Raw genomic sequence first — 11,984 nt, 5'->3', positions numbered from 1 at the left:
GTACTGCCGACGGTCGGAGTGCCACCGGTGTGTTGGGCCAACGTGGAGGAAGCCACAATGCGCAAATTGGCTTTGACAATTTTGACAGTGGGTATCGCCCTGACAGCGGGGCACGCCCGGGCTCAAAGATATGATCCGGCATTTCCCGTTTGCCTGAACGTCGTCTCTTTCGGAACCAGCCCGTACTACAGATGCAGCTATACGACGATGGACCAATGCAGAGCGTCGGCTAACGGTCAGATGTGCGTCCTCAACCCGTATTACGTTGGTACGAAGGCCAGAGGGAGCAATCGGCGCAATTCCCGCCAAACATACGCGCCGCCCAGGCCGCCGATCCACTCCCGGGCTGCGCCGTACAATCAATACAATGAACCCTATTATGGAGCTTCCCAAGGTTACGCACCGGGCGAGAAAGAGCGATTTCTCCAAAGCGTGAGACAATACATGTGAAGATGACGGGCCGACCGTGTTCGCGCGCGCATGTCATCTGGGCTGGGGGGCACTGTCTCGAAACGTCCGTCATTCCGAGCGGGTATGCCCCCCGCAGAGCTACCGCATCATCATCCGAGCGATCGCCTCGCCAATCACCACCGTCGTGAAGTGGGTGTTGGCACGGCAGTCGGACGGCATGATCGAGGCATCGGCGACGCGCAGGCCCGAGATGCCCTTCACGGTGCCATCAGGATTGACCACACCATCGGCATCGTTGACGCCGGTCATGCGGCAACTGCCGGCGGCGTGCTGGATGTCGCCGGTTTCGCGGCGCAAAAGCGCGTCGAGTTCATGATCCGGCAGCGCCGCCGCCTGCGGCAGCGTCAGATCGGTGTCGGCCAGCCTGATCCAATCGGCGATACCGGCAAGTGCGGGCTGGGAGGTGATCACGGCCAGCCGTTTCACCGCATCCAACATGCGCTGCATGTCGCGGGGATCGGCAAGCATGTTCTCCTCGACGATGGGATCGACGGACGGATCGGTGGAGGCGAGCTTGAGCGTGCCGCGCGAATAGGCGTTGAACAGCCCGGCACCGATCGCGCCGGGCACGCCGATGCCGCGATGGTTGAACGCGATCAGGATCATGTCGCGCTTGCCGCCATCGGCGAGACCGGACGAATAGGTCACGCAGCAATTGGTGTGGCGGGTGTCGGGATCGGCGGGCCGCAGGTTTTGCTGCAGCTGGATCGTCGCGCGGAACAGCGGATGATCGAAGAAGTGGCGGCCCACCGGCAGGTCGCGCGCGACCGCGATCCCCATCGCCTTCAGCTCGTCGGCCGGCCCAATGCCCGAGCGCAGCAGGATCGCCGGGCTGTGGATAGCACCGGCGCAAAGCACGATCTGGCGCGCGCTGATGTCGCTGGTGCCCTGCCCCTCGGTGTGAACGCGCAGACCCGTCGCACGGCCGTCGCTGATCAGAACGCGATCGACCAGCGTCTTGCCCCGGATCTCCAGATTGGCGCGGCCGCGCGCAGGCTCCAGATAGCCCTCATTGGTGGTGATGCGGCGGCTGTCGCGGCTGTTGATGGGATAGCAGGCGACGCCCTCACCGTCAGGGCCGTTGAGATCGGCGCACCAGGGATAGCCGCTTGCCAGCGCCGCATCGCGCAAGCCACGATCGATCGGGCCCCATTTTTCCGGCGGCGCGCGATAGACCGGCAACGGTCCGCCGCGGCCGTGACCTGCGGCATCGCCAAATTCGAGATCGTCCTCGATCACCGAGAAGAGCGGCATCACCTCCCTGGCCGACCAGCCGGTGCAGCCATTGGCGGCCCATTCGTCGAATGCATCCGCGACGCCGCGAATGGCGATCTGGCCGTTCATCATCGACGAGCCGCCGAGCCCCTTGCCGCGCCAGTAGAAGCGCGGCTCCTGCCCCGCCACACGGCGCGTCAGGAGATCAGGCCACTGCCATTTCTCCTGATACTCGCGCTTGTGAATGATCGGGATCGGGTTTGGCGTCCTCACCTCCCAGGGCGCTTCGTCAGCGCGCCAATCGAGGCCCGCCTCTAACAGCAGCACGCGACGTGCGGGATCCTCGGAGAGCCTCGCGGCCACGGCGGCGCCAGCCGAGCCGCCGCCGACAACAATGACATCGTACATCGCGTTACTTCTCAACGTTCCAGAACACCGGGATGGCGGACGGTATCAGACCGCGCAGAGTGGCGCGATAGGCGGCGGGCTGCGCGAACTGGCCCCACGGAATCGCGGGCGCCTGATCGTACATGACGCTCTGGATCTCGCCGGCAACTGCCTTGCGATCCGCTTCGGCAGGCGCTTTCGCAAAGGCTTCCATCAGCGGCGTGATGCGTGGATCGCACTGCCAGCCGGTGAAGTCGACGCAGTTGAAGGCGACCATGACGTTGGTCAGCGGCGAGCCGAGGTCAAAACCGCCGGCGTGAACGCCGTAGACGCTCCAGCCTTCCTTCTTGGCACGGCGCGCCAGCACGCTCGCCCAATCCATCACCTGGAGATCGACGTTGAAGCCCGCCGCCTTCAGCCGCTCGGCCAACACCTGCGCCGACACGCGCGGGGCCTCGAGATCGTTGGCCTCCATCACGACCACCGGCTCGCCGGCATATTTCGTCGCCTTCAGCGCCACCTTCGCCGCTTCGATCGAGGGATTTGCCGCAGCCTCAATGCCGGCCTTGCTCTCATAGGCGGTGCCGCAAGTGAAGAACGTCGCACAAGGCATGGCGTATTTGGCATCGAGCCCGAGCGCGTCGAGCACCTCGCGCTGATCAACCAGCTTCCACAGCACGCGCCGGATCGCGGGATCGTCGAACGGTTTTGATGCGGCATTGAGGCGATAGGCGCCCGCGAACATGTTGCCGCCGGTGAAATTGACGACCTTCACGCGTGAGTTCTTCTCGAGCTGAGGGAGCAGATCGAACGGCGCATATTGCATGAAGTCGATTTCGCCGGCTTGCAGCGCGGACGCCGCCGTCGAGCCATCCGGAATAACGCGGATCTCGAGCGTGTCGATGTTGACGCGCTTGCCGCCGGCCAGGAAATCGGCGGGCTCAGGGCGCGGCACGTAGTCGGCGAATTTCTTCAGGATCATGCGGTCGCCGGTACGGTGATCGGCCTTGCTGTAGACAAACGGGCCGGAGCCGATGATCTCGGTGATGCGCTGATCGCCGGGCGTTTTCGCGATGCGCTCGGGCATCATGAAGGCGACGGGGCTGACGGGATTGCCGAGCGCGTCGATGACGAGCCCGGATGGCTCCTTCAGCGTCAGCACGAAGGTTTTTGCATCCGTCGGCTCCAGCGAAGCCGAGATCGCAAAAATGCGGCGGCCGAGCGCGCTGCGGGTGCCCCAGCGGCGCAGCGACGCGACGCAATCGGCCGCGGTGACTGGTTGGCCGTCATGCCATTTCAGGCCGTCACGCAGCGTGAATGTATAAGTCAAGCCGTCCGCGGAGACCTTCCAGTCCTGCACCATCTGCGGCTTGACGTCGCCCTTGGAGTCCTTCGCGAACAGCGTGTCGAACACCATGTAGCCGAAGGTGCGCGAAATATAGGCCGTGGAGAAATGCGGATCGAGCGTGACGATCTCCGCTTCAAGCACCGCGACGAGATTTCCTGCGGCGTGCACGGGCGCCGCAACGAGTGCCATGCCGAACAGCGCCGGAATGAAGGACTTCAGTTTGAACATTGGTTTCTTTTTGCCTTTTGACTGACACGTTTGCAGTCACCAGGAAAAAGCAATGTTCGTGCCCACACGTATGCGCTCGTGGCTATCTGCCACGCGTTTGCGGAGATGCGCACTTTGAGTTGGAGCGCGACGCTCTCGCATCCCGTCATTGCGAGCGCAGCGAAGCAATCCAGTCTGCCGCCGCGGAAAGATTCTGGATTGCTTCGCTGCGCTCGCAACGACGATGTGGAGGTAGCGCACCGCTCCACATTGTCATCTGCGGCGAGAGCCTACCCCTACTCGATCACCTTGCCGAACTTGTTCGACTTCGGGAAACCCTTCGGCGGCAGGCGGCCGGCGTCGGCGCGGGTGCCTTGCCACTCGGCAAGCTCCTTCATTGTCGCGGAGAATTCGCGACCGGCGGAGTCCTTCCAGGTGAGGCCAGCCTTGGCCTCGAAGACGGCTACGTCCGACAGACCGCCGTCCTTGTACTTCTGCAGGCGCACGCCGCGGCCGCGCGCCATCTCCGGCACCTGGTCGAGCGGGAAGATCAGCATCTTGCGATTGTCGCCAATGACAGCAACGGTGTCGCCGAGCACCTCGGTCACCGTGCGCGCCTCGTTCGGCATGTCGACGTTGAGGATCTGCTTGCCCTTCTTGGTGGTGCCGACGCAGTCGTCCTCGTTGACGACAAAGCCCTGGCCTTCACTGCTTGCGACCAGGAATTTGCGACCACCCTTGTTGACGAACAGAGCAACGGGCGCCGCTTCCTGTTCGAGTTCGATGAACAGGCGGATCGGCTCACCATGACCGCGACCGCCCGGGAGCTTCGCGACATCGAGCGAGTAAAACTTGCCGTTGGTGGCGAACAACAAGAGCTTCGAGGTCGTCTCCGCGAAGAACGCGAAGCCGAGCTTGTCGTCCTGCTTGAAGGCCAGCCCCGAGAGATCCTCGACATGGCCCTTCATGGTGCGGATCCAGCCCTTGTCGGAGACGACCACCGTCACCGGCTCGCGCTCGACGAGGGCTTCCTCCATCGCGGCGAGATCGTGCTCGGGTGCGTCGGCGAAAGTGGTACGGCGCTTGCCGAGCGGCGTCTTCGGTCCGAACATGTCGCGGACCTTGCCGACCTGCTCGCCGACCTTCTTCCACTGCTCGGGTTCCGAGGCGAGCACCGCGTTGATGCCCTTGAGCTCGGCGCGGAGGTTCTTGTCCTCGGTGCGGATCTCCATCTCTTCGAGCTTGCGCAAGGAGCGCAGGCGCATGTTGAGGATGGCTTCGGCCTGCACCTCGGTGAGCTTGAACGCCTTCATCAAGGCCGGCTTTGGCTCATCCTCGGTCCGGATGATCCTGATCACCTCGTCGAGATTCAGATAGGCAACCAGCAGGCCGCCGAGGACTTCCAGCCGGTGCTCGATCTGCGCCTTGCGGAAGTTGGTCCGCCGGATCAAGACATCGCGCAGATGGTCGAGCCACTCGCGCAGGCACTCCGCGAGCCCCACCACCTTGGGGATGCGGCCCTTGATCAACACGTTGAGGTTCAGCGGAATCTTGTTTTCGAGCTCGGTGAGCCGGAACAGCGATTCCATCATCAGGGCCGGGTCGACGTTCTTCGACTTCGGCTCGATCACGATACGGACGTCTTCGGCCGACTCGTCCCTGATGTCGCCGACCAGCGGCAGCTTCTTCTGGTCCAGCAGCTCGGCGACCTTCTCGATCAGCCGCGACTTCTGCACCAGGAAGGGAATCTCGGTGACGACGACGACCCAGGTGCCGCGTGCGCCCTCTTCGTGCGACCACCTGGCGCGGACTCGGAACGAGCCACGGCCGGTCGTGTAGGCTTCAGCGATGGCCTGCTTGGAATCGACGCAGATGCCGCCGGTCGGGAAATCGGGTCCCTTGACCCACTTCATCAGCGCCTTGGACTTCGCGTCGGGCTTCTCGATCAGATGCAGCGCGGCGTCACAGAGTTCGGCGGCGTTGTGCGGCGGGATCGAGGTCGCCATGCCGACCGCGATGCCCTGCGCACCATTGGCGAGCAGGTTCGGGAAGCCGCCGGGCAGCACGACCGGCTCTTTCGACTGGCCGTCGTAATTGGCGCGGAACTCGACGCCGTCCTCGTCGATGCCCTCGAGCAGAAGCCGCGCGACATCGGTCATGCGCGCTTCGGTGTAGCGGTAGGCGGCCGGATTATCGCCGTCGATATTGCCGAAATTGCCCTGGCCGTCGACCAGCGGATAGCGCGAGGAGAAATCCTGCGCGAGACGCACCATGGCGTCGTAGATCGCCTGATCGCCATGCGGATGGAACGAGCCCATCACGTCACCGACTATCTTGGCGGACTTCTTGAAGGCCGTGCCGGGATCGAGTCTGAGCAGGCGCATGCCGTAGAGGATGCGCCGGTGGACCGGCTTCAGGCCGTCGCGCGCGTCGGGCAGCGCGCGATGCATGATGGTGGAGAGCGCATACGCGAGATAGCGCTCTTCCAGCGCGTCACGCAGCGGCACCTCATGAATTTCAGCCGGTTCTTCCGGAGGAACGATTCGTTTTCCCATGCCGCCCGGTTAAACCGTGGAAGCGAATCGGGCAAGGATGGATTGTTCCCCGAGGGCTGCTACTGCCCTCCCCACCCGGCCGTTATGGTTGGCTGGACCTTGGTCGGGGCCGTCGCCGGCATATTGGCGACACAGCGGCGGGCGGCCTCGATTTCGGCTTCGGTGGCACCGTGGGATCGTGCCCATGTCTCTGCGGCCGCAGCGGAATATTTCGCCACATAGTACCGGACGACCGTGCAGGAGGCCCGGCGAAACACGCCAGGTTGCGGCTCGCCGGCCATTGCGTCAGGCGCAAAAGCAAGCAGCGCCGCGGTCAGCGCAAAACCCCTGATCAACATTTGGGCTGTCCCCGTTGTGGAACCAGCCCGGCCAACGCAGCCAGTCGGACTTGGTTCCCGGGGGAACTTCATATTTTTCTGGCGATGCTGCGGCGCGATCAGCTCATGATGCTGGTCTTGTTGCCTTTTTTGGGTGCAGAAATCTTTTAGGGTGCAGGAAGCGCCGCCCTGGCCTGCTGCCGCGTCAGGGCATTGATGAACCCGGCGCGCGCATCGGAATGGACCTGCCCCCGCGGCTCCAACACATGGCGCAGCAGGAACAGGCCGGTCAGCCGAAAGCCGTCCTGGAGATCCTCGTCGGTGAGGTCGCTCGCGGCTTCGCCATGGCGCAGGAATGGCGGCAGCCGCAACAACCGATCGCGCCACGGCTCGCCCGCGCCGCGCGACACCGCGCCGCCGGATTTGGGCGATACGTAGATCAGATCTGTCGTCTCCCCCGTCACCGCGCAGTTTTCGAGCGCCAGCCCGAAGCCGAGCTCGGAGAGCATCGCCAGCTCGAAATGAATGAGGTGCACGGCAGCGCTGCCGATGTCGTCGAAATCGTCGAGCGAATGCTCGAGCAGCGAGAAGATCTCCTCGTGCGGATCCCGTTCGGGAAGAAGCCGTGCAATCGAGGCCAGATGGGTGACGCCATAGACGCCATGGGACGAGCCCAGCAGCGTCGCCGCCCGCAGCTTCAATCCCTCGATCGCGTAGGTGCCGAGATGCTCGTCGAGCCGCGCCCGCCACACTGCGCTGACGCTGTTGCCGGGTTGAAGCAGCGGCCGCAGCCGCGAGCTGGCACCGCCGCGCACGAGACCGAGATGCCGGCCGTGCTGGCGCGTCAGCAGTTCGACGATGGCGCTACTCTCGCCATGCCGCCGCACGCCCAGCACGATGCCTTCGTCGGTCCATTCCATGGGGTGAAGTCTAGCGGATTTCGAGGTGCCGTAGGGTGGGCAAAGCGAGGCGTGCCCACGATTTTGATCGACAATGCGATGATGGCGGACACGGCGCGCAAGGGCGCGCCTTTGCCTCCCTACGGCATCGCACCCAGCCTCAGGCGTTGAACCAGCCCTGCGCGTCGCCGGTGAACGAGAAGTACAGCCCGAACATCGTCAACACGCAGGAGACGATCTCGATGACACTGTCGAGCTCGAGGCCCTTTTCGCCGATGATCTGACCGAGCGAGATCACGGACAGAACCAGCGCAGCCGCCAGCACCCAGCGCGGCCAGTTCTTGCGCCAACGGGCAGCCAGCCAGACGAAATAGACCAGCAGCAGGATCATCCCGCCGGCGAGCAGCGTTGCCGTCATGATCATCTGGTCGGTCATCTCGATGGTGGGCGTGCGGTCCTGCACCGCCACCGACACTGCATCCAGCATCAGCGATGCATAGAGCAACGCTTCGAAGCGCCGGACGTTCGTAGGCACGCTCATCAAATACCGATCTTTTCTTGCTTATTCCTTGGGAAATTCCAGGCCCATCTCGCGGTAGCGATCGGGATCGTCACCCCAGTTCTCACGCACCTTGACGAACAGGAACAGGTGCACCGGCACGCCGAGGATCTCGGCGAGCTCCTTGCGCGAGTCTGCGCCGATTGACTTGATGCTGGCGCCGCCCTTGCCGAGCACGATCTTGCGCTGGCTTTCGCGCTCCACGAAGATCGTCTGCTCGATGCGCACCGACTTGTCCTTGCGCTCCTCCCACTTGTCGGTCTCGACCGTGGACTGGTAGGGCAACTCCTGGTGCAGCTTGCGATAGATCTTTTCGCGGGTGATCTCGGCCGCCAGATGTCGCATCGGCGCATCCGACATCTGGTCCTCGGGATAGAGGAACGGACCCGGCGCCACCATCTCGGCAAGCGTGCTGCGAATGTCGTCGACACCATCGCCCGAGATCGCCGAGACCATGAAGGTCTTGGTGAAGGGCATGCGCTCGTTGGCGGCCTGCGCCAGCGCCAACAGCTTCTCGCGCTGGACCAGGTCGACCTTGTTGATCACCAGAATCTTGTCGTGATTGACGCTCGCGACCTTGGTGAGGATCGCCTCCGCCTCCTCGTCGATACCGCTTTTGGCATCGAGCAGCACGCAGACGAGGTCGGCGTCATGCGCCCCGCTCCAGGCGGTCGAGACCATGGCGCGGTCGAGCCTGCGCTTGGGCAGGAAGATGCCGGGCGTGTCGACCAGGATGATCTGCGCGTTGTTCTCGATCACGATGCCGCGGATCAGCGCGCGCGTGGTCTGCACCTTGCGCGATACGATCGTGACCTTGGCCCCGACCAGCGCATTGACCAGCGTGGATTTGCCGACGTTGGGCGCGCCGATCAGCGCGACAAAACCGCAGCGCGTCGTGGCAGGCGTCTCGCCGCTTGTTTCAGCCGTCATTGCCGCCGCCAACACCTTCACGTTCAATCATCACCGAAGCAGCCACCTTCTCCGCCGCGCGTTTGCTGCCGCCGATGCCTTCGGCCGGCGCGAGCCCTGGCAGGTCGACGGCTACGCGGAACTGCGGATCGTGGTGCGGGCCGGTGCGCTCGACCTCGCGATAGACAGGCGTCGGCAGCCCCTTCCCCTGCGCCCATTCCTGCAACACGGTCTTGGGATCGCGCAGCGGCCGCCGCGGCTTGTGCATGCGCTCGGTCCAGTTGCGTTTGACGAACTCGTCCGCCGCAGCATGGCCGCCGTCGAGGAAGATCGCTCCGATCACGGCTTCGCAGATGTCGCCGAGGATGGACTTGCGCAGGCGCGCATCGGCGCTGGAGCCGACCGAACCGAGCTTGATGTCGTCGAGCAGACCGAGCGACTTGGCGACGTCGGCGCAGCTTTCCTTGCGCACGAGCTCGGCAAGCCGCTTGGACAACTCGCCCTCATCGGCATTCGGGAAGGCATGATAGAGCATGTCGGAGACGACGAGCCCGAGCACGTGGTCGCCGAGGAACTCCAGCCGCTGATAGCTATCGCCGCGCTTGCGTCCGGACTTCAGCGCCGAGACGTGCGTGATCGCCTGCATCAGCAGGTTCGGATCGGCGAAGCTGTGGCCGATGCGCGCCTCGAGCGCCGCGTTCGCGTCGGCTGCCGCCTTGGCCTTGTCCTTGGCCTTGCTGCTTCGCGTCCGCTTCTTCGCAGGCGTCTTGGTTTCAGCAGATTTGGCTTCAGCAGATTTGGTTTCAGCAGTCTTGGTATCAGGCGTCTTGGTCGCAAGCGTCTTTGTTGCAGCTTCGCCCTCAGGAGCGGCTTGCGCCTCGATTGGTTGGGTCGCGATGTCCTTGGCTTCGTCTTTCATCGGACGATTTTGAAGAACCGATTCCAGCGCACCGCCCAGGGCCAGCGCCAGAACATCCAGGCATGCTCGCCTTCGGCGATCGAGAAGAAGATCATCTGGGCGCGGCCGATCAAATTCTCCTGCGGCACGTAGCCGACCTGACCGAGGAAACGGCTATCGGTGGAGTTGTCGCGGTTGTCGCCCATCATGAAGAAATGGCCGGGCGGCACGGTGTAGACGTTGGTGTTGTCCATGTAGCCGTTGTCGGCGCAATCGAGCGTCTCGTAGGAGACACCGTTCGGCAGCGTCTCCTTCCAGCGCTTCACGCGCGAGATGCCGCCGCCTTCGGAGCCGCAGGGATCCTCGCCGACATACTCGCTCATGCGCTGGCGCTCGACCGGGGTGTCGTTGATGTAGAGCAGACCGTCCTTCATCTGGATGTGGTCGCCGGGCAAGCCGATCACGCGCTTGATGTAATCGGTGGTGTCGTCCTTCGGCAGACGGAACACGACGATGTCGCCGCGGTTCGGATCCGAGCCCCAGATCCGTCCCGAGAACAGCGGCGGCGAGAACGGGATCGAGTAGTGGCTGTAGCCGTAGGAATATTTCGAGACGAACAGGTAATCGCCGACCAGCAGCGTGGCCTTCATCGAGCCGGACGGGATGTTGAATGGCTGGAACAGGAAGGTGCGGATCACCAGCGCGATCAGGAGAGCATGGATTACGACCCGGATCGTTTCGCCGACGCCGCTTTCAGTTTTCGTTCCCGAAGTCACGCTCATTGCTCTCTCAATTCCGGCCGGCGATCACAGAACGCCCTCCTCCCACGAACGGCCCACCGGTTCGCGGTCCAAGGAGATTGTCCTGATTCTGATAGTGAGGGCCAATTCCGGCGTAAAGCCGAATTCGCCCAGCCTGATTTGCGTCCGCGGACTTTTAGACGGTTGCCGCAGGCCACGCAATCAAGGATCGCATCAAAAACCCGTAAGACGTTGAATTTCAACACGAATTATAAAATCGCCACCCCACCCCCGAGGAATCGGTCAGGGCTTGGCCAGCGGCACGGCGGAAATGATCACGAAGGCCTGCGCCAACGGCCAGTCGTCGGTGATCGACAGATCGATCTGGGCCTCGAATCCCTCCGGCGTCAGGGCCTGGAGCCGGGCCAGCGCCCCGCCGGTCAGGCGCATCGACGGCCGGCCCCCGGGCAGGTTCACCACCCCCATGTCGCGCCACCAGACGCCCTGCCTGATGCCGGTGCCGAGCGCCTTGGAGCAGGCTTCCTTGGCGGCAAAGCGCTTGGCGTAGGTCGCCACCACCATCTTCTCGTTCTTGGCCCGCCGCTCCGCCTTGGCCCGCTCTGCCGCGGTGAAGATGCGGTCGAGGAAGCGCTCGCCGTGGCGCTCCATCACCTTGCCGACGCGTGTGATGTCGATGAGGTCTGAGCCGATGCCGATGATCATGCCCGGCTCCGTCCGACATCCATCGCCGCGCGCATCTTGCGCACCGTCTCGCCGAGACCAACGAAGACCGCCTCGCCGATCATGTAGTAGCCGATGTTGAGCTCCATGATTTCAGGCAGTGCGGCAATCGTCTCGGCGGTCGCGTAGTCCAACCCGTGGCCGGCATGGACCTCGAGCCCGGCGTCCTTGGCGACCTTCACGCCCGCCACGATCCGCCGCCATTCGGCCTCGGCCTTGTCGGCGTGGCCGTCGACCACGGCGTCGCACCAGGCGCCGGTGTGGATCTCGATCACGGGCGCGCGCAGCCGCGCCGCCATCGCGATTTGCGCGGGGTCCGCAGCGATGAACAGCGAGACGCGGATGCCGGCATCGTTGAGCCGCGCGATATAGGGCGCAAGCGCATTGTGCTGGCCGACAACGTCCAACCCGCCTTCGGTCGTCACCTCCTGGCGCCGCTCCGGCACCAGACACACCGCATGCGGCTTTGTGGCGAGCGAGATGCGCATCATGTCGTCGGTCGCCGCCATCTCGAAATTCAGCGGCTTGGAGATCTCCGCCTTCAGCCGCGCCATGTCCTCGTCGCGGATATGGCGGCGGTCTTCGCGCAGATGCGCGGTGATGCCGTCGGCGCCGGCCTCGATCGCAAGCAGCGCCGCGCGGACCGGATCAGGATGGCGGCCGCCGCGTGCGTTACGGACGGTCGCGACATGGTCGATATTGACGCCGAGGCGGAGCGGAGGTGCGGGCATTTCAGGA

At 64.0% G+C, this 11,984-nt stretch carries 12 protein-coding genes; 1 reads left to right on the top strand and 11 read right to left on the bottom strand.

The window, feature by feature from the left end; all coding sequences use genetic code 11:
- Positions 1-57 precede the first annotated feature (57 nt).
- Positions 58-450, top strand: coding sequence for a DUF3551 domain-containing protein (locus tag QA645_RS43350; RefSeq protein ID WP_309143703.1), 393 nt, complete (start codon positions 58-60; stop codon positions 448-450).
- A gap of 99 nt (positions 451-549) precedes the next feature.
- Here the strand turns inward: QA645_RS43350 and QA645_RS19225 are convergent, their stop codons facing one another.
- The 11 genes from QA645_RS19225 to QA645_RS19175 all read right to left on the bottom strand — a co-directional run bounded on the left by QA645_RS19225 (position 550) and on the right by QA645_RS19175 (position 11,977).
- The gene (locus QA645_RS19225; RefSeq protein ID WP_283052243.1) at positions 550-2,094 is read right to left on the bottom strand and encodes a GMC family oxidoreductase N-terminal domain-containing protein; all 1,545 of its coding nucleotides are present in this window, start codon (positions 2,092-2,094) and stop codon (positions 550-552) included.
- Between the two features lie 4 nt (positions 2,095-2,098).
- Positions 2,099-3,649 (bottom strand): ABC transporter substrate-binding protein, encoded by a 1,551-nt coding sequence (locus QA645_RS19220; RefSeq protein ID WP_283052242.1) that lies wholly within the window; start codon positions 3,647-3,649, stop codon positions 2,099-2,101.
- Between the two features lie 275 nt (positions 3,650-3,924).
- Complete coding sequence (gene parC / locus QA645_RS19215) at positions 3,925-6,183, bottom strand: DNA topoisomerase IV subunit A (protein WP_254131963.1); 2,259 nt, start codon at positions 6,181-6,183, stop codon at positions 3,925-3,927.
- A gap of 59 nt (positions 6,184-6,242) precedes the next feature.
- Entirely contained in the window at positions 6,243-6,521 is a 279-nt protein-coding gene (locus QA645_RS19210; RefSeq protein ID WP_283052239.1) for a hypothetical protein, read from the bottom strand.
- 146 nt (positions 6,522-6,667) lie between these two features.
- A complete protein-coding gene (recO, locus tag QA645_RS19205; RefSeq protein WP_254131965.1) occupies positions 6,668-7,420 on the bottom strand; it encodes a DNA repair protein RecO in 753 nt (250 codons plus the stop codon).
- A gap of 139 nt (positions 7,421-7,559) precedes the next feature.
- Positions 7,560-7,940 carry a hypothetical protein gene (locus tag QA645_RS19200; protein WP_283052237.1) on the bottom strand — a complete coding sequence of 127 codons (381 nt, stop codon included), beginning with the start codon at positions 7,938-7,940 and terminating at the stop codon, positions 7,560-7,562.
- Positions 7,941-7,961: 21 nt separating this feature from the next.
- On the bottom strand, positions 7,962-8,888 hold the full coding sequence (gene era / locus QA645_RS19195; RefSeq protein WP_254131967.1) for a GTPase Era: 927 nt from the start codon (positions 8,886-8,888) through the stop codon (positions 7,962-7,964).
- A complete protein-coding gene (gene rnc / locus QA645_RS19190) occupies positions 8,878-9,786 on the bottom strand; it encodes a ribonuclease III (RefSeq protein ID WP_254194044.1) in 909 nt (302 codons plus the stop codon). Before rnc ends, era begins: the two co-directional genes overlap by 11 nt.
- Positions 9,783-10,547: a signal peptidase I gene (lepB, locus tag QA645_RS19185; RefSeq protein ID WP_254131969.1), complete on the bottom strand. Its 765-nt coding sequence runs from the start codon at positions 10,545-10,547 to the stop codon at positions 9,783-9,785. Before lepB ends, rnc begins: the two co-directional genes overlap by 4 nt.
- Positions 10,548-10,808: 261 nt before the next feature.
- Positions 10,809-11,228 (bottom strand): holo-ACP synthase, encoded by a 420-nt coding sequence (gene acpS, locus QA645_RS19180; protein WP_254131970.1) that lies wholly within the window; start codon positions 11,226-11,228, stop codon positions 10,809-10,811.
- Positions 11,225-11,977 carry a pyridoxine 5'-phosphate synthase gene (locus QA645_RS19175; RefSeq protein WP_283052233.1) on the bottom strand — a complete coding sequence of 251 codons (753 nt, stop codon included), beginning with the start codon at positions 11,975-11,977 and terminating at the stop codon, positions 11,225-11,227. The genes acpS and QA645_RS19175 overlap by 4 nt, the downstream gene beginning before the upstream one ends.
- Positions 11,978-11,984 lie beyond the last annotated feature (7 nt).

It is taken from the genome of Bradyrhizobium sp. CIAT3101 (genome assembly GCF_029714945.1).
GTDB lineage: Bacteria > Pseudomonadota > Alphaproteobacteria > Rhizobiales > Xanthobacteraceae > Bradyrhizobium.
Note: the sequence above shows the minus strand (reverse complement) of the source record. Positions and strands in the feature narration are given on the sequence as shown.

Coding starts and splice junctions, on each gene's coding strand:
- QA645_RS43350 (WP_309143703.1), top strand. CDS start 58: ATGCGCAAATTGGCTTTGACAATTTTGACAGTGGGTATCGCCCTGACA.
- QA645_RS19225 (WP_283052243.1), bottom strand. CDS start 2,094: ATGTACGATGTCATTGTTGTCGGCGGCGGCTCGGCTGGCGCCGCCGTG.
- QA645_RS19220 (WP_283052242.1), bottom strand. CDS start 3,649: ATGTTCAAACTGAAGTCCTTCATTCCGGCGCTGTTCGGCATGGCACTC.
- parC (WP_254131963.1), bottom strand. CDS start 6,183: ATGGGAAAACGAATCGTTCCTCCGGAAGAACCGGCTGAAATTCATGAG.
- QA645_RS19210 (WP_283052239.1), bottom strand. CDS start 6,521: ATGTTGATCAGGGGTTTTGCGCTGACCGCGGCGCTGCTTGCTTTTGCG.
- recO (WP_254131965.1), bottom strand. CDS start 7,420: ATGGAATGGACCGACGAAGGCATCGTGCTGGGCGTGCGGCGGCATGGC.
- QA645_RS19200 (WP_283052237.1), bottom strand. CDS start 7,940: ATGAGCGTGCCTACGAACGTCCGGCGCTTCGAAGCGTTGCTCTATGCA.
- era (WP_254131967.1), bottom strand. CDS start 8,888: ATGACGGCTGAAACAAGCGGCGAGACGCCTGCCACGACGCGCTGCGGT.
- rnc (WP_254194044.1), bottom strand. CDS start 9,786: ATGAAAGACGAAGCCAAGGACATCGCGACCCAACCAATCGAGGCGCAA.
- lepB (WP_254131969.1), bottom strand. CDS start 10,547: ATGAGCGTGACTTCGGGAACGAAAACTGAAAGCGGCGTCGGCGAAACG.
- acpS (WP_254131970.1), bottom strand. CDS start 11,228: ATGATCATCGGCATCGGCTCAGACCTCATCGACATCACACGCGTCGGC.
- QA645_RS19175 (WP_283052233.1), bottom strand. CDS start 11,977: ATGCCCGCACCTCCGCTCCGCCTCGGCGTCAATATCGACCATGTCGCG.